This window comes from Cupriavidus sp. (genome assembly GCF_057315035.1).
On sequence record NZ_DBHKYV010000024.1, the window covers coordinates 1 to 23,765 of the forward strand.

General features: G+C 65.4%; 20 protein-coding genes. 10 read left to right on the top strand and 10 right to left on the bottom strand.

Annotation, left to right across the window (positions count from 1 at the left end; translation table 11 throughout):
- Positions 1 to 159 precede the first annotated feature (159 nt).
- Positions 160 to 1,737 (bottom strand): phospholipase D-like domain-containing protein, encoded by a 1,578-nt coding sequence (locus ACO550_RS24545; protein WP_315597095.1) that lies wholly within the window; start codon positions 1,735 to 1,737, stop codon positions 160 to 162.
- A 132-nt stretch (positions 1,738 to 1,869) separates the two neighbouring features.
- Here ACO550_RS24545 and ACO550_RS24550 point away from each other — a divergent pair, with 132 nt between their 5' ends.
- Positions 1,870 to 2,949: an oxidoreductase gene (locus ACO550_RS24550; protein WP_315597094.1), complete on the top strand. Its 1,080-nt coding sequence runs from the start codon at positions 1,870 to 1,872 to the stop codon at positions 2,947 to 2,949.
- Here the strand turns inward: ACO550_RS24550 and ACO550_RS24555 are convergent.
- A complete protein-coding gene (locus ACO550_RS24555) occupies positions 2,916 to 4,085 on the bottom strand; it encodes a Rieske 2Fe-2S domain-containing protein (protein WP_315597093.1) in 1,170 nt (389 codons plus the stop codon). The genes ACO550_RS24550 and ACO550_RS24555 overlap by 34 nt on opposite strands.
- A gap of 242 nt (positions 4,086 to 4,327) precedes the next feature.
- Between ACO550_RS24555 and ACO550_RS24560 the strand changes: the two genes are divergently transcribed.
- Positions 4,328 to 6,235 carry a PAS domain S-box protein gene (locus ACO550_RS24560; RefSeq protein ID WP_315597098.1) on the top strand — a complete coding sequence of 636 codons (1,908 nt, stop codon included), beginning with the start codon at positions 4,328 to 4,330 and terminating at the stop codon, positions 6,233 to 6,235.
- 78 nt (positions 6,236 to 6,313) lie between these two features.
- Here ACO550_RS24560 and pdeM read toward each other — a convergent pair whose 3' ends face one another.
- The 5 genes from pdeM to ACO550_RS24585 are packed head-to-tail and all read right to left on the bottom strand — an operon-like array spanning position 6,314 to position 12,699.
- Positions 6,314 to 7,000, bottom strand: a complete 687-nt coding sequence (gene pdeM / locus ACO550_RS24565; protein ID WP_315597092.1) for a ligase-associated DNA damage response endonuclease PdeM — start codon at positions 6,998 to 7,000, stop codon at positions 6,314 to 6,316.
- The gene (locus ACO550_RS24570; protein WP_315597091.1) at positions 6,997 to 9,654 is read right to left on the bottom strand and encodes a ligase-associated DNA damage response DEXH box helicase; all 2,658 of its coding nucleotides are present in this window, start codon (positions 9,652 to 9,654) and stop codon (positions 6,997 to 6,999) included. Before ACO550_RS24570 ends, pdeM begins: the two co-directional genes overlap by 4 nt.
- Positions 9,651 to 11,312, bottom strand: a complete 1,662-nt coding sequence (locus ACO550_RS24575; protein ID WP_315597090.1) for an ATP-dependent DNA ligase — start codon at positions 11,310 to 11,312, stop codon at positions 9,651 to 9,653. The genes ACO550_RS24570 and ACO550_RS24575 overlap by 4 nt, the downstream gene beginning before the upstream one ends.
- On the bottom strand, positions 11,309 to 12,391 hold the full coding sequence (locus ACO550_RS24580) for a ligase-associated DNA damage response exonuclease (RefSeq protein WP_315597097.1): 1,083 nt from the start codon (positions 12,389 to 12,391) through the stop codon (positions 11,309 to 11,311). Before ACO550_RS24580 ends, ACO550_RS24575 begins: the two co-directional genes overlap by 4 nt.
- 29 nt (positions 12,392 to 12,420) lie before the next feature.
- The gene (locus tag ACO550_RS24585; RefSeq protein WP_315597089.1) at positions 12,421 to 12,699 is read right to left on the bottom strand and encodes a hypothetical protein; all 279 of its coding nucleotides are present in this window, start codon (positions 12,697 to 12,699) and stop codon (positions 12,421 to 12,423) included.
- A 265-nt stretch (positions 12,700 to 12,964) separates the two neighbouring features.
- Here ACO550_RS24585 and ACO550_RS24590 point away from each other — a divergent pair, with 265 nt between their 5' ends.
- From ACO550_RS24590 to ACO550_RS24615, 6 genes are all read left to right on the top strand, one after another.
- Entirely contained in the window at positions 12,965 to 13,822 is an 858-nt protein-coding gene (locus tag ACO550_RS24590; RefSeq protein ID WP_315597088.1) for an STAS domain-containing protein, read from the top strand.
- 16 nt (positions 13,823 to 13,838) lie between these two features.
- On the top strand, positions 13,839 to 14,198 hold the full coding sequence (locus tag ACO550_RS24595) for an STAS domain-containing protein (protein WP_315597087.1): 360 nt from the start codon (positions 13,839 to 13,841) through the stop codon (positions 14,196 to 14,198).
- A 1-nt stretch (position 14,199) separates the two neighbouring features.
- Positions 14,200 to 14,610: an ATP-binding protein gene (locus ACO550_RS24600; protein ID WP_315597086.1), complete on the top strand. Its 411-nt coding sequence runs from the start codon at positions 14,200 to 14,202 to the stop codon at positions 14,608 to 14,610.
- Entirely contained in the window at positions 14,585 to 15,631 is a 1,047-nt protein-coding gene (locus ACO550_RS24605) for an ATP-binding protein (RefSeq protein ID WP_315597085.1), read from the top strand. Before ACO550_RS24600 ends, ACO550_RS24605 begins: the two co-directional genes overlap by 26 nt.
- Before the next feature lie 118 nt (positions 15,632 to 15,749).
- Positions 15,750 to 16,583, top strand: a complete 834-nt coding sequence (locus tag ACO550_RS24610; protein ID WP_315597096.1) for a sensor histidine kinase — start codon at positions 15,750 to 15,752, stop codon at positions 16,581 to 16,583.
- Complete coding sequence (locus ACO550_RS24615; protein WP_315597084.1) at positions 16,573 to 18,552, top strand: hybrid sensor histidine kinase/response regulator; 1,980 nt, start codon at positions 16,573 to 16,575, stop codon at positions 18,550 to 18,552. The genes ACO550_RS24610 and ACO550_RS24615 overlap by 11 nt, the downstream gene beginning before the upstream one ends.
- Before the next feature lie 71 nt (positions 18,553 to 18,623).
- Here the strand turns inward: ACO550_RS24615 and ACO550_RS24620 are convergent, their stop codons facing one another.
- The 3 genes from ACO550_RS24620 to ACO550_RS24630 are packed head-to-tail and all read right to left on the bottom strand — an operon-like array spanning position 18,624 to position 22,036.
- Positions 18,624 to 19,844 carry a CoA transferase gene (locus tag ACO550_RS24620; protein WP_315597083.1) on the bottom strand — a complete coding sequence of 407 codons (1,221 nt, stop codon included), beginning with the start codon at positions 19,842 to 19,844 and terminating at the stop codon, positions 18,624 to 18,626.
- Positions 19,845 to 19,858: 14 nt separating this feature from the next.
- On the bottom strand, positions 19,859 to 20,839 hold the full coding sequence (locus tag ACO550_RS24625) for a tripartite tricarboxylate transporter substrate binding protein (RefSeq protein WP_315597082.1): 981 nt from the start codon (positions 20,837 to 20,839) through the stop codon (positions 19,859 to 19,861).
- Between the two features lie 39 nt (positions 20,840 to 20,878).
- On the bottom strand, positions 20,879 to 22,036 hold the full coding sequence (locus ACO550_RS24630) for an acyl-CoA dehydrogenase family protein (RefSeq protein ID WP_315597081.1): 1,158 nt from the start codon (positions 22,034 to 22,036) through the stop codon (positions 20,879 to 20,881).
- 139 nt (positions 22,037 to 22,175) lie between these two features.
- Between ACO550_RS24630 and ACO550_RS24635 the strand changes: the two genes are divergently transcribed.
- Complete coding sequence (locus ACO550_RS24635) at positions 22,176 to 22,958, top strand: IclR family transcriptional regulator domain-containing protein (protein WP_315597080.1); 783 nt, start codon at positions 22,176 to 22,178, stop codon at positions 22,956 to 22,958.
- A gap of 14 nt (positions 22,959 to 22,972) precedes the next feature.
- On the top strand, positions 22,973 to 23,761 hold the full coding sequence (locus ACO550_RS24640; RefSeq protein ID WP_315597079.1) for an IclR family transcriptional regulator domain-containing protein: 789 nt from the start codon (positions 22,973 to 22,975) through the stop codon (positions 23,759 to 23,761).
- Positions 23,762 to 23,765 lie beyond the last annotated feature (4 nt).

The following is a 23,765-nucleotide window of genomic DNA, read 5'->3' on the forward strand; positions in this document are numbered from 1 at the left end:
ATCTAATGCATCCAGATCGAATTGTGCGACATACAAGGGGTTGGGGGAGAGGGTATGAGGTTCTGCTTGCCGACTCTCGCAATTTGAAGCGCTGGCCCTCTCCCCCGCCCCTCTCCCATTTCATGGGAGAGGGGAGAAAACACACAGATCTTTAAGCGCTCATAGCTCGTCTTCCACCGGCAGTATCCTCAGCACTCCCTGCTTGAACTTGTCCCATGTGCCCATGCCTGGCTCACTGGTATAGGTACGCAACACCCCATCCTCGCGCGTTACCCATTGCAAGTCGTCGCCGTCGAGCACCACCTGGTATGCGGCGTCGAGCAGCGCATCGTCGATGCCCTGGCCCATCATGTCGCACAGGTCCTTGCTGTCGACCACGATACCCATTTCGGTATTGAGCCTCGCGGAACGCGGATCCAGGTTCAATGAGCCGATAAACAGCTGGTGCCGGTCGACCATATAGGTCTTGGCATGCAGGCTGGCCCGGCTGCTACCGCCAGGGCCACGACGCTTCTTCTCCTTGGCCAGTTCGGCATAGGCGGTCGGCTTCAGTTCATACAGGATCACGCCGGCCTTGAGCAACGCCTTGCGCTTTGGCGCGTAGCCGGCATGCACGGCCGAGACATCGGTAGCGCCATAGGAATTGGTCAGGATGCGTACCTGCACGCCGCGCTGCTGCATCCCTTCCAGCCACTTCATTGCGGTATCGGGCGGTACGAAATACGGCGAGATCAGCGTCAGGTCGTGCTGGGCACCTTCGAGAAACTTCGCCAGTTGCGGAATCGCGTGGGTCGAATCGTCCTCGGGCGGATGCAGGACCTTCGCGGCTTGGTCCGCAATTACCGTGGCGCGGCCCCAATACGCGGGCAGCTTGTCCTGCTGGATCATTTGCACGATGCCGGTCTCGAGCACCGACTGGCCATACGGTGTCGCGCGCATCGCAACAGCATGCTCGTCCAGATAGGAACGCAGCTTCTGCTGCTGTGTCGCAGCCTCGTCACCGCTGAGCGGCTTGGCCAGCGCCGTGATTGGATAGACGGCTTCGCTGTTCCAGTAGTCGTCGAACACGTGCGATACCCGGGGCACCACCGGCCCTGCCGCCAGCAAGTCCAGGTCGGTGAAATCGGTATCGGCGGCACCGTAGTATTCATCGCCGATATTGCGTCCGCCAACGATCGTCAGCTGGTTGTCGGCGGTCATCGACTTGTTGTGCATGCGCCGGTCGATGCGCCGGAAGTCAGTCACGTACTCGAACAGCCGCATATTGCGACTGGCAAACGGATTGAACAGCCGGACCTCGACATTCGGATGCGCGTCCACGGCCGACAGCGCCTTGTCCTGCCCCGCCAGATGAATATCGTCGAGCAACAGCCGCACGCGTACCCCGCGATCTGCCGCGGCCATGATCTCGGCCAGTAGCGTAAGGCCGGTGTTGTCAGGCTCATAGATGTAGTACTGGACGTCGAGGCTGCGCTGCGCCGTGCGCGCCAGTGCAACGCGCATGGCGAATGCATCGGTGCCCGACATCAGCGGATAGAACACCGAGTCGCCCGGGTGCGCAGCCAGCTTCGGCGCCAGGCCGCGCGCCAGCGCGGTGTCGCCGGTGTCTTCCAATGCCAGCTCCGGCGCCATTTCAGGCCGTGGCGGCAATCCTGCACAAGCCGCCGTCAGAAGCGCCAGGACCATCATCAGCAGCCGGCGGGCAGAGCCGCCAGGCGCAGCAAGCGTGACATGCATCGTGCCGCCTCCCGGGATTGTTCCAAACCGAACAATGGACATATACGAAAACGACGTTTGCCATGGTAACCCGCACTGCTATGCTTTCGATACTTTCATTTTGATAGCTTAATAGCTCAGCCAAATAAGCATATGACTACTCTGTTCGATCCGCTGCAGATTGGTGCGCTGCACCTGCCCAACCGTATCGTGATGGCGCCGCTTACGCGGCTGCGCGCGGCCGATCCGGTCCATGTGCCCAACGCGCTGATGGCCGAATACTATGCGCAGCGCGCCAGCGCCGGCCTGCTGATCTCCGAGGGCGTCCCGGTCTCGCCCGAAGGCGTGGGTTATCCGAATGTGCCGGGCCTGTGGTCCGACGAACAGGTGGCCGGATGGAAACAGGTCACAGACGCCGTGCATCGCGCAGGCGGCCGCATCGTGGCCCAACTGTGGCATGTGGGACGCATCTCGGACCCCAGCCTGCTCGACGGCCGTACTCCGGTGGCACCGAGCGCGATTGCCGCCGGCGGCAATGTCAGCCTGCTGCGTCCGCAGCGTCCGTTCGTGGTGCCGCGCGCGCTCAGTAGCGAAGAGATCCAGGGCGTGGTAGCCGACTTTGGCCGCGCAGCCGCCAATGCCAAGGCCGCGGGCTTCGACGGCGTGACGATCCACGCCGCAAACGGCTACCTGCTCGACCAGTTCCTGCAGGATGGCAGCAATACACGTACCGATGCCTACGGCGGTTCGATCGAGAACCGCGCGCGGATCCTGCTGGAAGTTACCGACGCGGTCACCGCGGTCTGGGATGCGACGCGCGTGGGCGTGCATCTGGCGCCGCGCTCGCCAAGCCATTCGGTCGCCGAAAGCCAGCCGGCCCAAACGTTCGGCCATGTGGCCCGCGCACTAGGCCAGCGTGGGGTGGGCTTCCTGTTTGTCCGTGAAACGCAGGGTGAAGGCGCGTTGCTGCCGTTGCTCAAGCGTGAGTTTGGCGGCGCGATCATCGCCAATGATGGATTCGACCAGGATTCTGCCCAGGCGGCACTGGACAGCGGCAACGCCGACGCCGTGGCATTCGGCCGTGCCTATATCGCCAATCCCGATCTGGTGGAGCGCCTGCAGCAACGCGCCGAACTGAATACGCTCGACGCGGCCACGCTGTACGGCGCCAGCGGTGCACCGGCGACTGGCTACACCGACTATCCGACGCTGGGCGCGCTGCAAGCCGGTTGAGCCGCCTGGACCGGCTGGATTGGAATCACGGTGCGGCCGCCGCATTCACGCAGCAGGTCGCGCAGTTCCCGGATCACCGGGAACACCTCGTGGTTCCAGTCCTCGCCCTGGCTGTCGTGCGCGGCCTGTTCCATTTCCACGATCTCGCGGTCTTCCTTGAAGATCCGCTCGGTGAACCACACCAGCAGCGGCCACGCCAGATCGAGCGCGAATGGCACGCCGGGGCGGCGGATCGACAGCGTGCCGAAGGTCCGGTTGGTACGCTGCGCCGCATCCAGTGGCACGTAGGCAATCCACAGGTCCATTACCAGCGTGCCCGACCCGGACCGGATCTGCAGGGTCTGGTATGGGTAGCCGGTGCGTACGGTCATGACGTCCTTGTTGCTCTGGCCACCATCCTTGCCGAACACCAGCGCCTCGCCTACCGGTTGCTTGCCGCCTTCGCGCGTGAATACATAGTCGACTTCGACAAAACCCTCGCCGCGACGCCGGCCCAGTGACCGCGCGCGCATCATGCCCATCTGCTTGCGATGCAGGAACTGATGGTTCATGTCCATCAGGTTCTCGTGCATGAACGAATAGTGGCACCTCACCTCGCGGCCCAGGCGGCGGGTCTTGTAGTGCTTGTCCGATACCGACGCGAATTCGGGCAGCGGCTTGTGTTCCGCCAGCGCCGGATTGCCCGGGAATACGAAGATCAGCCCGGCCCGTTCCTGGCACGGATAGGCGCGCACGCCGTTGGGCAGGCGCTCCTTGCCCAGGTACGGCACGTCGATGCATCGCCCGGTGCAGTCGTAGGTCCAGCCGTGGTAGCAGCAACGGATCGACTCGCCGTCGACCACGCCGGCATGCAGCGGCACCTGGCGGTGCGCGCAACGGTCTTCCAGCGCGAAAACCTTGCCCGATTCGGTCCGTACCAGCACGATCGGATCGCCCGCGAACCGTACGCCGTGGGCGCGCCCTGCCTTTACCTCGCGGGACCAGGCCAGCGGATACCAGTGATCGGGATGGATCGGCACCCGGCGCAGGTCGCGTACGGGAGCCTCGGGCAGCGTCGGCGGCGCGGTGACCGGTTCGGCGGCCACTTGCGCAGCGGGATCGGTGGTACGGCGGTCAAGCGCAGACTCTGCATACATGCGGGACGTCTCCTTGCATCCTGGCACTCGATCTCCGGCGCCAAGGTGGCAGCCCGGTGGTATCGGGTAGGAAATCGGACGATACTAACCCAATGCGGCATCGCCAGTCTGTCAGCTTTTATCCGACTGGCGGCTATTCCAGCATAGTCAACCACGCACCGGTCTGGGCATGCCGCTTCGACCGGCACGCGCCGATCGGGTATGCTTGGCGGCAACTTCATAGAGACATGCCTGCACCGATCATGTCCCCTGCCACGCCTTCGTCCGACCAGCATCGCGCGACCGTCCAGCCTGCCGCGTCCTATCGCACGCTGGTCGAGACCATTACCGACTACGCCATCTTCTCGCTCGACGCCACGGGCCATATCACGAGCTGGAACGCCGGCGCGCAGCGCATCAAGGGCTACGCACGCGAGGAAATCCTGGGGCAGCATTTTTCGCGCTTCTACACGGCCGAAGCCAATGCGCGCAACTGGCCGGCCATGGAACTGGAAGCCGCCACGCGGCTGGGCCGTTTCGAGGACGAAGGCTGGCGCGTACGCAAGGATGGCACCGAGTTCTGGGCCAACGTGATCATCACGGCGTTGCGCGACCCGCATGGCAAGCTGATCGGCTTCGCCAAGGTCACGCGCGACATGACCGAGCAACGCCGCACCGCCGAGGCGTTGCGCCAGAGCGAGGAAACCTTCCGCCTGCTGGTGGAAAGCGTGAAGGACTACGCGATCTTCATGCTCGACGTCAGCGGCCGGATCATCAGCTGGAATGCCGGCGCGTCCTACATCAAGGGCTACCGGCGCGACGAAATCATCGGCAAGCATTTTTCGGTGTTCTACCCGCCCGACGACGTGGCCGCCGACAAGCCCGGCCGCGAACTCCAGATTGCCCGTGAACAAGGCCGCGTGGAGGACGAAGGCTGGCGCGTGCGCAAGGACGGCTCGCTGTTCTGGGCCAACGTGACCATTACCGCGGTCTACGACGAGACCCGCGTACTGCGCGGTTTCGCCAAGGTCACGCGCGACATGAGCGAGCGCAAGCGGCTCGAGGAGCTAGAACAGTCGGCACGCCGCATGAACGAGTTCCTGGCCACGTTATCGCACGAACTCCGCAATCCGCTGGCGCCGATGCGCAACGCACTGACCGTCATGCAGTTGCGCCCTGACGATCCGCAGGCCATCCAGAAGAGCGTGGGGCTGGTCGAACGCCAGATGTCGCACCTGACGCGCCTGGTCGATGACCTGCTTGACGTGGGACGCATCGCATCGGGCAAGATTGAACTGCGCCACGAGCCGGTGGACGCCACCAAGATCATCGCGCTGGGCATCGAGGCGGCTGAACCGGCATTGGCCGCGAAATCGCAGACGGTGACGGTGACCACCGGAGCTTCGCAGATGCCGCTGCTGGCCGACAAGACGCGCTTGAGCCAGGTCATGCAGAACCTGCTGCTCAACGCCTCGAAATTTTCCCCGCCCGGAACGGCGATCGCCGTCTCGGCCTCGACCAGCCAGCGCACGCTGGTGATCCAGGTCATCGATCACGGCCGTGGCATTTCGCCCGGCGCATTGGAGTCGATCTTCAACCTTTTCGTACAGGAAGACCGCCCCGGCAGCAGCGCGCAGGGCGGACTCGGTATCGGCCTGTCGCTTTGCCGCTCACTGGTGGAAATGCATGGCGGTTCGATCTCGGCGTCCAGCGGCGGCCCCGGTTTGGGTGCCACCATTACGGTGCAGTTGCCGATGGCCGCCATGCCCGACATGCCAGACACGCCTGGCGGCTCTGGCATTGCACCGAGCCACCGTCGGCGCGTGTTGCTGGTCGACGACAACCGCGACGCCGCCGACAGTATGTCGATACTGCTGGAAATGTCGGGCCATGAGGTGACCATTGCCTACGACGGCATGGAAGCGATCCACGCGGCCGCACGCGTACGCCCCGATATCGCACTGATCGACCTGGCCATGCCAGGCATGGATGGTTTTGCAGTCATTCATGCACTGCGCGGCATGCCTGCACTGGCAAACACGCGCTACGTGGCACTGACCGGTTTCGGTCAAACCTCCGACCGCGAGCAGACGGCTGCCGCAGGGTTCGACACGCACCTGGTCAAACCGGTGGAACTCGAAGTATTGCTGAAGGTGATAGCCGGAGAGTAAGGGCATGTTTGCTCCCCTCTCCCGCCATGCGGGAGAGGGGAGACCACCGAGGGCATAACCAGCGCTGCCGGTTTGCACTCAGCGAGAAAATCGCACCGGCAGGACCCACACCCTACCGTCGCCGACCACATAGATTGCCTCGCCCTTGCCCGCCTTTACCGTTGCATGCCCCGTGAAAGCACCAAAAGCCGGCAGGATCATGCCGTGCGCTCCCGCTACGAAGCACGGTAGCCGCAGTGTATCGGCGCCGGTCCCGCGCAACACGCACGCCGGATGCAGGTGCCCGGCCAGCGCGTAGCCTTGCGGCCGTGCCCCCGGTTCATGGCATAGCGCGAACGGCGCCACCACCAACGGCTCGGCAACCACCGTGATGGCCAGCCCGGGCGGCGGGTCGCCGGCATGGGTGTCGTGGTTGCCGCGCACCAGCGTGCAGTTCACGCGCGCCGGAAGCTGGCGGCGCCAGTCGTGCAGGGCCAGCAGCACGGCGGCGGTACGTGCCGCGCGCGCGTGCAGGAAGTCGCCCAGGAACACCAGTTCATGCACGGGATAGCGTCGGCACAGGTCCAGCAGGCGGGCCAGGTTGTCGGCCGTGGTGCCATGCGGCACGGGCTGGCCCAGCGCGCGGAATGCCGCGGCCTTGCCCAGATGGATATCGGCGACCATCAGCATGGCCATGCGCGGCCACCAGACCGCGTGTTCGGGCAACAGCCAGAGCGTTTCGCCGGCCAGTTGCACGGTCTGGGCGCCTGCTGCTTGTGATGTCATAGCAGTGGCAGCGGTTTGGAGGGCTTGCGGGGCCGGCGCGGCTTGCGCGGGCCCGCCGGGCCAGCATGGTCGGTCATGCCGAAGCGTGCAACGGCAGCCACGCGCGCGGGATCCACCGGGACATCGTTGGTGTCGGGAGCCTGTCCTGCAGCAAGCTCCAGTTCGGCCAGCATCCGGGCAATCCGATCGGCGAGTTTCTCGGTGCTGAGCTTCTCGCGCAAGAATTCGACGATCAGCGGGAATGACAGCGGTGAAGGCCGCCGCAGCGCGTGGAGGTCGAGCCGCAAGGTTGCCAGCCGCGCCAGTGTTTGCGCCAGACGGTGCGCGTCGAGCTCCTGCATCAGGACTTCGCGCTCGGCCTGCCCGAGCAGCAGGTTGCCAGGATCGTGCTTGCGGAAGACCTCGTAGAACAGGCTCGACGATGCCTGCAACTGCCGCGCCCCATACTGGGCGCCGGGATAGCCCTGGAATATCAACCCGGCCACCCGCGCAATCTCACGAAACCGGCGCAATGACAACTCGCCGGCATTGAGGCTGGCCAGTACATCGGCAGCCAGATCTCGCTGGCAGGCTTCGGCCAGCACCTCGGGCAACCACTGCGCCCAGTCCAGCGATGTCGATGCCAGCAGTTCGAGCCCGTAGTCGTTGACAGCCACCGAGAATGTGGCCGGCACCTTCTGCCCGAGTCGCCACGCCAGCAGGCTGCCCAGGCCCAGATGGACCGAGCGACCGGCAAACGGATACAGGAACAGATGCCAGCCTTCACGCGAATGCAGCGTTTCCGCCAGCAGGCTCGTCGGTGACGGCAGCCCCGACCAGCGCGTCTGCAGTTCGACCAGTGGTGCGATCAGTGGCAGTTCCGGCGTGGTCGCAACATCGAGCTGTCCGGCCTGCACCGCGTCGAGCGTTGCCACCACGGCGTCGGCCAGTTCCGTCGACAACGGCATCTTGCTGCCATTCCAGCGCGGTACGGTCGGACGCTTGCCGGTTGCACGGCGCACGTAAGCCGTCATCTCCTGTACGCGCACCAGCTCCAGCAGCCGCCCGCCGAACAGGAAACAGTCGCCGGGGGCCAGCCGGGCGATAAAGCCCTCCTCCACCGTACCCAGCGAGGCTCCGCCGCCGCCCGCGCGGGTCCAGAAACGCACCTGCATCGTGGCATCGCTGACGATCGTGCCCACGCTCATGCGATGCCGCCGCGCCAGGCGTGCGTCGGGCACATGCCAGATGCCGGCGTCGTCGGGAATGGCGCGACGGTAGTCGGGATATACCGACAGCGTCGGCCCGCCCTGGCGCACAAAGTCCAGGCACCAGCGCCATTCGTTATCGGTCAGGTCCCGGTAGGCCCATGTCTGGCGGACTTCCCACAGCAGGTCATCGGCCCGGAAGCCGCCGCCCAGGGCCACGGTCACCAGATGTTGCACCAGCACATCGAGCGGCTTGTCGGGCGACTCCCGTGCCTCGATGTGACCCGCCTCGATGGCCCGCCGCGCGGCCACGGCTTCCACCAGTTCCAGGCTATGTGTCGGCACCACGGTCACGCGCGACGCGCGGCCTGGCGCATGCCCCGAGCGTCCGGCCCGTTGCAGCAGCCGCGCCACGCCCTTGGGCGACCCGATCTGCAACACGCGCTCCACGGGCAGGAAATCGACCCCGAGATCCAGGCTCGAGGTGCAGACCACCGCGCGCAGCGCGCCGTTCTTGAGGTTCAGCTCGACCCATTCACGCACGCTGCGATCGAGCGAGCCGTGGTGCAGCGCGATCTGCCCGGCCCACTCGGGCCTGGCATCGAGCATGGCCTGATACCAGAGCTCGGCCTGCGAGCGCGTGTTCAGGAACACCAGCGACGTACTGCTTGAATCGAGCTCGCGCAGAACGTGGGGCAACATCGACAGACCAAGATGCCCGGCCCACGGGAACCTGCCGGCGGAATCGGGAAGCAGCGTATCGACGATCAGCTGCTTGGGCGTATGGCCGTGCACCAGCACGCGACGCGTGGGTGAAACGCCAGCCAGTAGTACATCACGCGCATGCGCGAGGTTGCCAAGCGTGGCCGACAATCCCCAGATACACAGGTCAGGCTGCCACTGGCGCAGCCGTGCCAGCGCCAACTGCACCTGCACGCCGCGCTTGCTGCCTATCAGTTCGTGCCATTCGTCGACCACCACCAGCCGTACGCGACCCAGCGTTTCACGCGCATCGGCGCGCGTGAGCAGCAGCGACAGGCTTTCCGGCGTGGTCACCAGCGCCGTGGGCAGGCGCCGCGCCTGTGCTGCCCGTTCGGTACTGCTGGTATCGCCGGTACGCAAGCCCACGGTCCAGTCGAGCCCCAGTTCGGCCAGCGGCGCCTGTAGCGCCCGCGTGGTATCGGCGGCCAGTGCGCGCATCGGCGTGAGCCACAGCACCGTCAGCGGCGGTGGCAGCGCACCGGCGCGCGCCGGCGGCTCGGCGAATGCCAGCAAGGCGCCGAGCCATGCCGCGTAGGTCTTGCCTGTGCCGGTGGTCGCGTGCAGCAGGCCGCTTTGCCCTTTGCCAATGGCATCCCACACCGCGCGCTGGAAGTCGAATGGTTGCCAGTTCCGGGCGGCGAACAGCGCAGGGAGCGACTGCGCGACGGGCGGCTGCCGCACGAAGCTGGCCTCGGCCGGGCTCATGCGGCGTCCTTCGCGGGCGGTTGCGGCAGCATCGCTTCAAGCGTGGCCAGTGTGTCGGCTTCGTCGATCGGCTTGTCGGTGCGCCAGCGCAGCATGCGCGGAAAGCGCACCGCGATACCGCTCTTGTGGCGGCCGCTGCGGGCAATGCCCTCGAAGCCGAGTTCGAACACCTGGGTAGGCGTAACGCTGCGCACCGGGCCGAATGACTCGATCGTGGTACGGCGCACGATCGCATCGACCGCGCGCATTTCTTCGTCGGTCAGACCGGAGTAGGCCTTGGCAAACGGCACCAGCGCCCGTTCCGGCACGCCGGGCGGGGCATTCCAGACCGCGAACGTGAAATCGGTGTAGAGGCTGGCGCGCCGGCCGTGGCCGCGTTGCGCATAGAGCAGTACCGCATCGACGGTGTATGGATCGATCTTCCATTTCCACCAGAGCCCCACGTCCCGGGTACGCCCGGCGCCGTAGGCTGCATCGGCAGCCTTGAGCATGAAGCCCTCCACGCCGAGCTCGCGCGAGCCGTCGCGCAGGCGGGCCAGATGCGGCCAGTCGGCGGCTTCCACCTGTGGGCTGAGTTCCAGTGCGGGATGTACATGATCGGCAATCACTCGCGCCAGTTGCGCGCGCCGTTCGGTCTGTGGACGGCTGCGCCAGTCCTCGCCTTGCCATTCCAGCAGGTCATACGCCATCAGAATCGCAGGCGCCTCACGCAGCAGCTTCGCATTCAGCGTCTTGCGGCCGATCCGCTGCTGCAACAACGCAAACGGTTGCACGCGCCCATCGATCCAGATCACGATCTCGCCATCGAGCACGGTGCCATCCGGCAGGGTCCGCGCAGCCTCCATCAGCTCCGGGAACCGCTCGGTAATCAGTTCCTCGCCGCGCGACCAGAGCCAGCCCTCCCCTGCCCGGCGTACCAGTTGCGACCGAATGCCATCCCATTTCCATTCCACCAGCCATTGCGCCGGGTCGCCGAGCGCGGCGTCGAACGCTTCGACCGGCAGCTGCAGCGGATGCGCCAGGAAGAACGGATACGGCTGGCCGCCGCGCATCGCGTTATCTCCGTGTTCGGGCGCAATCAACATCAGGAACCGTTCCGCCGACGGCCGCACGGAAACATCGGTATAGCCAATCATGCGCTCGGCCACGCGTTTCGGATCGATGCCGGCGACTTCACCGAGCGCACGCGTGACCAGCAGCTTCGACACCCCGACCCTGAAACTGCTGGTGATCAGCTTGAACAGTACCAGCCGCCCGCGTGCGTCGAGCGGTTGCCACAACGCATCGAGCGCGGCATTCAAGGTCTCGGGCGATTGGCCGCGCAGCGGCAGCAGACGCTGCTCGACCCATTCGGCCAGGCCGGCCGTGTCGGCATGAACGGCATCGGGTAACAGCAAGGCAATGGTCTCGGCCAGGTCTCCCACGGCCTGGTAGCTTTCCTCGAACAGCCATGGCGGCAGGCCGGCCGCACGCTGGGCAAGGTCACGCAGGGCCGCCACCGGCACGATCTGGCGCGGCTTGCCGCCCGCCAGGAAGTAAACGGCCCAGGCCGCGTCGGCCGCGGGCGCCTGGCGGAAATACTCGACCAGCGCGGCCAGCTTGGCATTGCTCGACGTGGTGCCATCGAGCGCGCTGTAGAGATCGGCGAAGGCCTTCATATGGCAGGCTCCGCCGGTACGCCGGGGGCGTCGCCCTCCGCGCTCCCGGCGCTCCCGGTGCTCTCGTCATCGTCATCGCCAAATGCGGTCTCGAATGCCTGGGCCTGCAGTCCCTGCTCCGACAGATAGCGCACCATGACCGGCACATTGCCATGCGTGACAATCACGCGCTGCGCGCCGGTGCCCGCAATGGCGGACAGCAGGCCCGGCCAGTCCGCGTGATCCGAGAGCGCGAAGCCGCGGTCGACACCACGCCGGCGACGCGTGCCGCGCAACTGCATCCAGCCGCTCGCGAACGCATCGGATGCATCACCGAAGCGGCGCAGCCAGGTGGACCGTTGCGCCGATGGCGGCGCCACCACCAGCGCGCGCCGCAACGCCGGGCTGCGCGGCGGCAGGTCGGCGGCCGTGATCGTCGGCGGAAGCGCAACGCCAGCTTCCGCATATGCCCGATTCAGCGCACTCATCGCGCCATGGATCACGATCGGGCCCGGCATGGCCATTTCCGCTCCGGCATGCCGCATCAGTCCATGCAGGATCCGTTGCGCCTTGCCGAATGCGTAGCAGTACAGCACGCTGGCGCGCCCGGCCGCCGCATTGACTTGCCACCAGTGAAATATCTCGGCCATCAACGTAGCCTGCGGCGTCCAACGATAGATCGGCAGCCCAAACGTGCTTTCCGTGATGAAGGTATCGCAGCGCACCGGTTCGAACGGGCTGCAGGTGCCGTCGGCTTCCACCTTGTAGTCGCCCGATGCCACCCAGACCTGCCCGCCGTGTTCGAGCCGGACCTGCGCGGAACCAAGCACGTGTCCGGCCGGATGCAGGCTGAGCCTGACGCCGTGGTGCGTGATCTGTTGCCCGTAGGGCAGTGTGTCGAGGGTGATGCCCGGCAGGCGCGCCAGCAGCACGCCGCGCCCGGGCTCCGCACACAGGTAATGCGCGTGCCCCAGGCGGGCATGATCCGAATGGGCGTGCGTGATGACGGCCCGGGCCACTGGCCGCCATGGATCGATATAGAAGTCGCCGGGCGGGCAATACAACCCTTCCGGCCTTGCCACGATCAGGTCCGATGCCATAGTCGTCGCGCGCTGCTTGAGTACGTTGATCAGTTGGTGACGCACTCCCCGCCAGCGTCATGGTCCGAGCTGCCACCTTCCTTCCGCGCCTCGGCTTGCCCACGCACATTGAGTACGGCCAGGGCGAACTGCAGCAACACCAGCGCCCAGGCCCCGCTATGCAAGCCCCAGCCGACCCACAACAGGTTGCTGAGCAGGAAGCACCAGAAGCCAAGCTTGCGCCGGCCTGCGGACTGGCTTCCCACCAGCCACGTCGACCCTATGGTCACGGCCATCGCCGGCCATTGCAGCGCATCGAGCCAGTCCACCGCAGTGCCTCCGTTGCCAGATGCTCCCAGACTAGGCGGGGCGCCGGACTCCCGGCAGCAGCACCGCTCCGGTTCGGCTGTCGGCGTATTCTCACATCGACTAAAAGCGCCTCATGAAACACTTATTGGCATGCAGCCTATTTTATGGATTTCGTCAATCAGCCGCTGGCCGATAGTGTGAGCTATCAATCCCTCCTAGAATCAAGCAACCCAATCCCCTGCCGACGTTACGCGGCCGGTCACCCAAACTATTTTTGCTACGTCCATGCGCCAAGAAAACCAGCGACTTGCCGAACTCCTGCGAGACGAACAGGAAAGTATCCTGCGCGGCTGGACCGCGGAATACCACAACTACGCCGAAGGTCGCGGCCTGACGCAGAACCTGGAGTCGCAGCAGCAAGTCATCCTGCGCGGCCTGGAGAGCGGCGTGCGCGCAGACGGCGATGCGGGCAACTTCAACGACGCCTCGTGGGCGGCGCTGCGCGACACGCTGGCGCAGTTGTCCAGCGCCCGCGCGGCACAAGGCGAAACCGCCGACGTGACCAGCGGCTTTGTGCTGGCGCTGAAGCGGCCGATCTTCGATGCATTGCAACGGCAGGCCAAGTCCAGCGGGCTGGAGGGCCAGATCGAGGTGATCTGGACCACCTCGGCGATCGTCGACCGCATGGCCCAGTGGACGGTTTCGACCTACCAGAAAACGCGCGAGGAAATCATCGTGCGCCAGCAGCAAGAGCTGCTGGAGCTGTCCACGCCGGTGATCAAGCTCTGGGATGGCGTGCTGGCCGTGCCCGTGATCGGCACGCTGGACAGCAGCCGTGCGCAAATGGTCATGGAATCGCTGCTCGAACGCCTGGTGGAAACCGGGTCGCAACTGGCGATCATCGACATTACCGGCGTGCCTACCGTGGACACGCTGGTGGCGCAACACCTGATGAAGACCGTCACCGCGATCCGCCTGATGGGCGCGGAAAGCATTATCAGCGGGATCCGTCCGCAGATTGCACAGACCATCGTTCATCTGGGCATCGACCTGCAAGGCATCATCACCAAGTCCACGCTGGCCGATGCACTGGCCACCGCGATGCGCCTGACCGGGCACACCGTCGTGCGCGCCACAGCCTGAGCGAGCCGAGGCCAACATGGAACGTATTCCAATCCTGCGGATGGGCCGGAACTTGCTGGTGACCATCCAGATCGACATGCAGGACCAGACCGCATTGCAATTGCAGGAAGACCTGGCGACGAAAGTCGAGAAAACCGGCGCGCACGGCGTGCTGATCGATGTCTCCGCGCTGGAGATGGTTGATTCGTTTATCGGCCGCATGCTGGTCAGCATTTCCGATATCAGCCGCATCCTGGGCGCGACGACCGTGGTGGTGGGTATCCGCCCTGCCGTGGCCATCACACTGGTGGAACTGGGCTTGTCGCTTGGGGGCGTGAAGACGGCGCTCAACGTGGAGCGCGGCATGGCGATGCTCGACGCTGCACAGGTGCTCTGACGTGGCGACCGAACTGGCCCCCGCGGGCGAGGCACCGATCCGGGATGAGCGCGACATCGTGTTGGCGCGCGCGCTCGTACGCACCCTTACGGCCCAGCTGAAATTCTCGCTGGTGGAGCAGACTAAGATGATTACGGCGGCCAGCGAACTGGCGCGCAATACGATGGTGTACGGCGGTGGCGGCGAAATGCGCTGGGAAATCCTGTCCGAAGGCGCCCGGAATGGGCTGCGGCTCCATTTCGAGGACCAGGGGCCGGGCATTCCTGACGTGGAGCAGGCACTGGTCGACGGCTGGACCACTGGCAATGGCCTGGGTATGGGCCTGTCTGGAACCAGGCGGCTGGTGAACGAGTTCTCAATCCGGACTCAAGTTGGCGAGGGAACCTGTGTCAGCATCACTCGGTGGAAGTAGGAACCACGGGCCGCATCATGCGGTACCGATCGGAGACCCCAGCCGCGTTGGCGAAGCCCGGCGCTATGCGGCCGAGCTGACTGCGCGCTTTGGATTTGATGCGATACAGGCTGGCCGCCTGGCGGTGGCTGTCAACGAACTCGGCAACAATCTGCTGCGCCACGCCACCGGCGGGCGCCTGCTGCTGGCCGTGCATGAAGTGGCCGGCAGCCTGGCCATCGATCTGCTGTCGATCGATGATGGTCCCGGCATGGCCGACCTGCAGGCGTGCATGCGCGATGGTTACTCCACCGGTGGCAGCGCGGGCCAGGGCCTGGGCGCGGTGCGCCGGCTGGCTGACGACTTCGATGTCCACACGCGTGCCGGCGACGGCAGCCTGGTGCTGGCGCGCTTCTATCGCGAACGTGACGCCGCAGGCGAGCCGCGTCGCCCCAACGGCGGGTTCGCCGTGGGAGCGATCTGCCTGGCCGCACCCGGCGAGCGTGTCAGTGGCGATGGCTGGGACGTGGCAATCCATGACCGTCGCGCCGATGTGGTGATGGCCGATGGCCTCGGCCATGGCCCGGACGCAGCGGTCGCCGCCGTGGCCGCGCTTACCGCTCTCGACCCCCAATCTGGCACGGCACCCGGCTCCTATGTGGAACGTGCGCATGCCGCGCTGCGGGGCACGCGCGGCGCGGCTGTCGGTGCGCTGCGCATCGACGCGAATTCGAACCGCATCCGGTTTGCCGGCGCCGGCAATATCCTCGGCCGCGTGATCTCCGGCATTGCCGACCGCACGCTGGTGACCCAGAGCGGTACCGCAGGCCTCCAGATGCGTACCGTGCAGGAGCAGGAACTGGAGTGGCCCGAGCATGCGCTGGTGATCGTGCATTCGGACGGCATCCAGTCACGCTGGCAGTTCGATGACGCGGCCGTGTTGCAGCGCGACCCGGCCATCGTGGCCGCCTTTGTCCTGTGGAAATTCAGCCGTGGTCGCGACGATGCCACCGTGGTAGTCGTCCGACGCGCCGAGATCTGAGATGAACGCCCAAGCCTCACGCCCCGACGAATCGAATCAATCCGGCGCATCTGGTGACTCCGGAAACGCCGGTGACGCCGGCACGCTGGACTCACTGCGCTCCCAACTGGCGGCCCGCATGCAGGAAGTGGAAGCGTTGCGCGCGGAGATCGAGGAAACCAACCGCGGCGTGGTGGCGCTCTATTCCGAGCTCGACATGCAGGCCGAGCAATTGCGCCATGCCACCGAACTCAAGAGCCGCTTCCTGGCCTATATGAGCCACGAGTTTCGCACGCCCATCGTATCGATCCAGAGCATTACACGCCTGCTGATCGATCGCGTGGATGGCCCGCTCACGCCCGAGCAGGAAAAGCAGGTGATGTTCGTGCGCGACACCGCCGCCGAGTTCGCCGAGATGGTCAACGACCTGCTGGACCTGGCCCGGCTGGAAGCGGGCCGCGTCGAGGTGTCGCCGGCCTGGTTCGACATGGTGGCCCTGTTCGACGCGCTACGCGGCATGTTCAAGCCCGTGCTGACCAACCCCGACGTTTCCCTGATCTTCGAGGAACCCCATGGGGTGTCCAAGCTGTTCAGCGACGACCGCAAGTTGTCACAGATCCTGCGCAACTACGTCTCGAACGCGTTGAAATTCACGCCCAATGGCGAAGTCCGCGTATCGGCCAGTTGCGACGCACCGGGCACGATCACGTTTTCGGTACGCGACACCGGCATCGGCATCCCGCCCGAATCGCATCGCGAAGTTTTCCAGGATTTTGTGCAGATCGATTCGCCGCTGCAACGGCGCTACCGGGGCTCTGGCCTGGGGCTGGCGTTGTCGAAACGGTTGGCCGAACTGCTTGGCGGCCACGTCGGCTTTGAAAGCGAAGTCGGCGTGGGTTCACGCTTCTACGTGACGCTACCGACCACCTACCCCAGTGCCGTGGCGTCTTCCGGAGTCGACCATGCCGGGTGACATCCCTCCCGATACCGCCCAACCCGATATCACGCGGACGCAGCCCCCGGTACGCGTGCTGGTGGTGGACGACAATCCGGTCACACGCTATGCCACGGTGCTGGTGCTCGGCGCCGCCGGCTACCAGACCCTCGAAGCCGAGAGTGGCCAGGAAGCCCTGCAACGCGCCGATACCACCGTGTCGGCAGTGGTGCTCGACGTCAACCTGCCCGATATCGACGGCTTCCAGGTTTGCCGCATGCTGCGCGACCGCCCTGAAACGGCAACCGTGCCCGTGGTCCACCTGTCGGCTACCTATGTAGCGGATTACGACAAGGTGCGCGGGCTGGATGCCGGTGCCAGCGCCTACCTGATCCATCCGGCCGAGCCGGCCGTGCTGGTGGCCACGATCTCGTCGCTGCTGCGCGCCAGCGCGGCGGAACGCTCGATGCGCGAGAGCGAAGCCCGCTTCCGCGCCATCTACCATCAGGCGATTGGCGGCATCTGCACGCTGGACCTGGCCGGCCGCTTTGTCGACGTGAACCCGGCCATGCTGACCATGCTGCGGCGCCCCGCCGACGAACTGGTGGGGCAACCGGTATCTGCCTTCGCGCCGTCCGACTGGCGCGACAGGGTCGACGATGCCACCGGGTACAACCGGCAAGACGGCTGGCAGGGCACGTTCCCGCTGCTCGACGTGCGTGGCGAGACCATGCACCTGGAGTGGAGCATTTCGGCGGTACTGGAAACCGGCGTCAAGGTAGCGGTGGTGTCGAACATCACCGACCATGTCAACCTGGAGCACCAGCGCGAACAGCTGATCGAACGCGAACAGGCCGCCCGCGCGGCCGTGGAACGGCTCAATCGCATGAAGGACGACTTCATCGCGATACTGTCGCATGAACTGCGCAATCCGCTCAATGTGATTTCGGTCTGGACGCACGTACTGTCACGCCATATCGATTCGGAGGAAGGCCGCCGCGGCCTGGCCGCGGTGGAACGCAATATCGGCATTCAGCGCCGCCTGGTGGCCGACCTGGTCGATGTGTCGATGCTCAATGTCGGCAAGATGCGGCTGGAACGCGAGCGCGTGAACCCGGCCGAGGTGGTGCGCGGCACGATGGACACCATGCAGGCCCAGGCCGAGGAACGCCATGTGACACTGGCCGTCGAACTGGCCCCGACCTTGACCCGGTCGGCATGGCTCGATGCCGCACGCTTCCAGCAGATCCTGTGGAACCTGGTCTCGAATGCAATCAAGTTTTCGCCGGAAGACGGCACGGTACGCATCGAGGCATCGTCCGATGCCGACAATCTGCGCGTACGCGTGATTGATCAGGGGCGTGGCATTCCCGCCGAGTTCCTGCCGCTGCTGTTCGACCGCTTTACGCAAAGCGAGGATACGAACCGGCGCAAGCATGGCGGCCTGGGGCTGGGGCTGGCCATCGTCAAGCACCTGGCGGAAATGCATGGCGGCACGGCGCACGCCTTCAGCGCCGGTGTGGGCCAGGGCGCCACGTTCGAAATTACGATTCCGCTGGAGGATGGCGCCACTGCCGATGCGCCGGCGGAAAACGGGCCGGCATTGCAACAGTCGGTGCCGCTCCGGGCGTTGGATGTGCTGGTGATCGAAGACGATGCCGATGCATCGGCGGCGCTGGCCGCAATCCTGAGCGACTATGGCGCGCATGTGCGCACCGCGCGCGACTGCGACGAGGCGCTCGACGAGTTCGCGCGCCGCGTGCCGGACCTGATCATCAGCGACATCGGCCTGCCTGGCCGCGACGGCAACGACCTGATCCGCGAGATCCGCATGCGCGAGGCCGTGGAAAGCCTGCCGCGCGTCCCCGCCGTGGCCCTGACCGCGTTCACCCGCCAGCAGGACCGCCGCATTGCCACCGAGTCAGGCTTCGATGCCGTATGCGGCAAACCGCTACGCCTGCAGGAACTGATGGACGCCATCGAGATGGCCCTGGCGCTGTCACGGTAGCCAATTCAGCCCCCCTCTCCCATTTCATGGGCGAGGGGAGCGCATAACGACGGGTATCGCCTCGGTCAACGCTACACCACTCCATCCCTCCGCAAACCCTCAACATCCTCCGCCGTCAGCCCCAACGCGCCATAAACCTCCGCATTGTGCTCCCCTACCCCGGGTCCGCTGCGCATCGGCACTGCCGCATGCCGCGAGAACCGGGGCACCACGCATGGCGCAGGGATCGAGCCAAGGTCGGGGTCGGGCAGGCGCACGATGGCCTGGCGCGCCTGGAAATGGGGATCGTCGACGATGTCGGCAATCGAAAAAATCTTGCTGAACGGGATCTCGTGCGCATCGAGCGTACGGGCAATCTCGGCGTAAGGGTGCGCCGCAAACCAGTCGGCGATCACGCTGTCGAGCGCATCGAGATGGCGCACACGGGCCGGGTTGGTCGCGAAGCGTGGATCGTCCGCAATCTCGGGCTGGCCAAGCGCGCGACATAGCCGCGTGAAGATCGCGCCTGACGATGCCACCAGCGACACCCATTCTCCGTCCGCGGTCGCGTACATGTTCGATGGCGCCGTATACGTCGCGCGATTGCCGGCGCGCTGGCGTACCTGCCCCAACTGTTCATACTCCACAGCCAGTGGCTCCAGCATGCGAAACAGCGCCTCGGTGGCCGACAGGTCGATCTCCTGGCCCGGCAGTGCATCGTTGCCGGGCAAGCGCCGCTCGGCCATGGCACTGGCAATCGCAAACGCACCGAACAGGCCTGCCACCATATCGCCCATCGGGTAGTTCATATGGAGCGGCGCGCCATCGGTTTCGCCGCTGAGGTTCGTGAATCCGCTCATGGCTTCGAAAATGCGCGCAAACCCGGCACGCCGCGCATAAGGGCCGGTCTGGCCAAAGCCAGTCAGCCGCAGCACCGTAAGCCGTGGATTGGCACGCTGCAGCGTGGCGAGGTCCAGCCCCCAGCGATCGAGTGTGCCAGTGCGGAAGTTTTCCACGAGCACGTCGAAATCGGGCAGCATGCGCAGGAACAGTTCACGGCCCGCCGGCTTGCGCACATCGAGCGTGATGCCACGCTTGCCGCGATTGGTGACCTTCCAGTACAGCGCAAGGTCGCCCTTCACCGGCGCCAGGCCGCGTAGCGGGTCGCTGCCATCGGGCAGTTCGAGCTTGACCACCTCCGCTCCCATGTCCGCGCACAGCGTGCTCGAGAATGGGGCGGCAATCACGGTCGCCATGTCAAGGATACGGATGCCGGACAGCGGGCCACCGGCATTGCTGAGATTGCGTTGCATGAGCATAGCTCCGGTCAGTCGAGCGTGGTGCCGGTGGATTTGACCAGCGCGGCCCACCATGCGGTATCCGAGCGGATCTGCTGCGTGAACTGTTCCGGTGTGTTGCCGACCGGCTCGGCGCCCTGTTCGATCAGGCGCTTGCGGATCTCCGGCCGCGCCAGCACCTTCACCACGGCGTGGTTGAGCTTGTCGATGATCGGGCGCGGCGTGTTGGCCGGCACCATCAGGCCCTTCCATGCCGTCACCACATAGCCCTTGAGCCCGGCCTCTTCGGCGGTCGGCACCTCGGGTGCACCGGAGGCGCGCTTCTCGCTGGTCACGGCCAGCGCACGCAGCTTGCCCGATTGCACATGCGGCCAAAGCGCCGGCATATTGTCGATCATCAGCGTGATATGGCCGGCTATCAGGTCGGCCACGGCCGGGCCGCTGCCTTTGTAGGGTACATGCTGCATCTTGAGCCCAGCCGTCCGGTTCAGCAGTTCTCCGGCCAGTTGCGCCGGGCTGCCATTGCCGGGCGAGCCGAACGTGACATTGTTCGGATGCGCCTTGGCGTAAGCGATGAACTCCTTCACATTCTTGACCGGCAGCGACGCGTTGACCGCCATCAGGTTGTGGTCACGCGCGATCATCGTCACGGCTGCCAGGTCGCGGGCCGGGTCATAGCTCATCTTCGCGTACAGGCTCGGATTGATCACGGCCTGGCCTGCGGCGGCCATCAGCAGCGTATAGCCGTCAGGGGCTGCCTTGGCGACGATATCGCCGCCGATATTGCCGCCCGCGCCCGGACGGTTGTCGACGATGATCGTCTGGCCCAGTTCCTCGCGCAGTGGTTCTGAAATCAGCCGCGCCACGATATCGGTGGACCCGCCCGGCGCAAACGGCACCACCAGGCGAATCACCTTGCTTGGGTATCTGGCTTCGGCTTCGGCGGCGTGCGTGGAAGTCAGCGCCATGCCGCACAACAGGCCGGCCGCGATCAGGATGGGCTTGAACATGAGGGTCTCCGTCTATGTGCCTATATGTGGGGGCCGGGCTCAGCGACTGCCGCCCCGTGCGAAGGTGCGCTTCGCGATGTTGATCTGGTGAATCTGGCTGGTGCCTTCATAGAGGCGGAACAAACGCACATCGCGATAGAACCGCTCGATACCGTAGTCGGCGATGTAGCCGTAGCCGCCAAACAACTGCACGCATTTGTCAGCCACGCGGCCGCACATTTCCGAGGCGAAGTATTTGCAGATCGACGCTTCCATGGTGACGTCCTGGCCATCGTCGCGCTTGCGCGCGGTTTCCAGGATCAGTGCGCGGGCCGCGTGGATCTCGGTCTGGCAATCGGCGATCATCGCCTGCACCAGTTGGAAGTCCGCCAGCGGCTGGCCGAACTGCTTGCGTTCGGTAACAAAGCGCACGGCGTCGTCGAGCATGCGAATCGCTGGTCCCGTGCAGAGCGCGGCCAGGTGGATGCGTTGTTTGTTCAGTACCTTCATTGCGGTACGGAAGCCCTGACCCTCTTCGCCGCCGATCAGGTTGGCCACCGGCACGCGGCAGTTATCGAAATGTACTTCCGACACCGGCGATCCGGCCTGCCCCATCTTCTGGTACGGCTGGCCGGTGCTGAGCCCCGGCGTATCGCGCGGCACCAGCAACGCCGAGATACCGCTCGCGCCCGGCTTGTCAGGATCGGTGCGCGCCATGACCGTGAACAGCCCCGCGATGGGCGCATTGGTGATGAAACACTTGGTGCCGTTCAGGATGTAGTGGTCGCCATCGCGGCGCGCCGTGGTTTGCAGGGCCGTGGCGTCGGAACCGGCATCGGGCTCGGTCAGTGCAAACGATCCGGTCACTTCGCCGCTGGCCAGCAGCGGCAGGTAGCGCGCCTTCTGCTCCGGTGTGCCATCGGCGACCAGGGCCTCGGAACCGATGCCCGTGTTGGTACCGACTCGCGCCCGGAAAGCCACCGAGCATTGCGACAATTCGATGGCCGCCAGCACCAGTTCCTCGGTGGTCATGCCCGCGCCGCCAAATTCCTCGGGAATCGAATAGCCGAACATGCCTTGCGCGGCCATCGCGTCGACCAGGTCTTGCGGCACCTCGTCGCGGCTGGCCACCTCCGCCTCGCGCGGCACCAGCTTTTCCCGGACAAAACGCTGCAGCGAGTGCAGGAATGGCTGGAACACCTCGGGGTCTCGGATCATCGTGTCTCGCTCCAATTTCTGTTCTGGATGATGAGCGCGAGACTACGCCCGGCTTCGATATGCCAATACTGTTGTTTCGCTATCTTGAACATCGAGCCGCCAGGCGCCACACTGCTTCGGTAAGATGCGTGCGATGCCCATGCCCAGATCGACCCGACACCACCCCGATCCCGCTTTCGCCACGACGCTGGCCCATGGCCTGTCGTTGCTGCAGTGCTTTCGAGTGGGCGAGACGGTATTGAGCAACAAGGAACTGGCCGAGCGAACGGGGCTGTCAAAGGCCACCATCAGCCGGCTGACCTACACCCTGGCGGCACGCGGCCTGCTGCTGTATGACACGCGGCTGCGCCGCTATCGGCTCGGTTCCACCGCGCTGTCGCTGGGCTATCCGCTACTGGCCAGCCTGCGCGTGCGCCAGGTGGCCCGCCCGCTGATGAAGGCGCTGGCCGACCGCATGGGCGGTTCCGTATCGCTGGGGCTGCGTGACCGTCTACGCATGGTCTACGTGGAAACCAGCCGGGGCCACGACGCCATTGCGTTCCGCCCCGATATTGGCGCGGCGCTGCCCATGCTGGCCTCGGCGATGGGCCGCGCCTGGCTTGCGCAGGCCCCGGCCGAACTGCGTGCGACGGTACTCGACGCGTTGCACCTGGCCGAACCCGACGACTGGCGGCGCCATGCCGATGCCATTCCCGCCGCGGTCAACGATCTGGCCACGCTGGGCTTCACACGCTCGCCCGGTGACTGGCTGCGCGATGTGCATGCGGTTGCGGTACCCATGCGCCAACCGATCGACGGCGAGATCCTGGTGTTCAATTGCGGCGTCCCCGCCGCGCGCATGACACCACGCAAACTCGAGCACGAGATGGGCCCGGCCCTGCTGGCGCTGGTTGCCGAAGTCGAATCACTGCTGACCTCCTGACTGGAAGGAATCCCATGACAGCAGGCAACACCGACGAAGCCAGGGACCGCCAGTTCGCCAATACGCTGGCCAACGGACTCGACATCCTGCTGGCCTACCGACCCGGAGAAGTACTGCTCGGCAACAAGGATTTCGTGCAGCGAACCGGATTGTCGAAATCCACGGTCGCGCGGCTTACGCACACGCTAACTGTGCTCGGCTACCTGCGGCACGAGGTTGAACTGGGCAAGTATCGGCTGGGCGCACCGGTGCTGGCGCCGGGGTATCCGCTGCTGGCCAGCATGCAGATCCGCCAGGTGGCACGGCCGTTGATGAAGGCGCTGGCCGATGAAGTCGATGGTGCCGTGTCATTGGGCATTCGCGATCGCACCCAGATGATCTACGTCGAAACGGCGCGATCTACCGACAACCTCGTCGTACCACCCGACATTGGCGCGGCATTGCCGATGCTGACCACGGCCATTGGCAAAGCCTGGCTATGCCGGGTGCCGGCCGAATTGCGCGACCCGGTGCTGAACCGGTTACGCCTTGAAGACCCCGACGCGGTGCGCCGTGCCGAAGCGGGACTGACGCAGGCGCGCCAGGATCTGGAACAGCTTGGCTTCTGCTCCAACCGTGCGGAATGGCGCCACGACGTCTTTGCATTTGCGGTTCCACTGTGCAGGCCAGTGGATTCGCAATGGTTCGTGCTCAACAGCGGAGTGCGCGCGCGTGCCGGCACATTTCCGGACATGCAGAAGTTTGTCGGGCCACGGCTGGTAACGGTGGTCCATCACCTCGAAAGTCTGCTTGGCTTGCGCTGAGCCG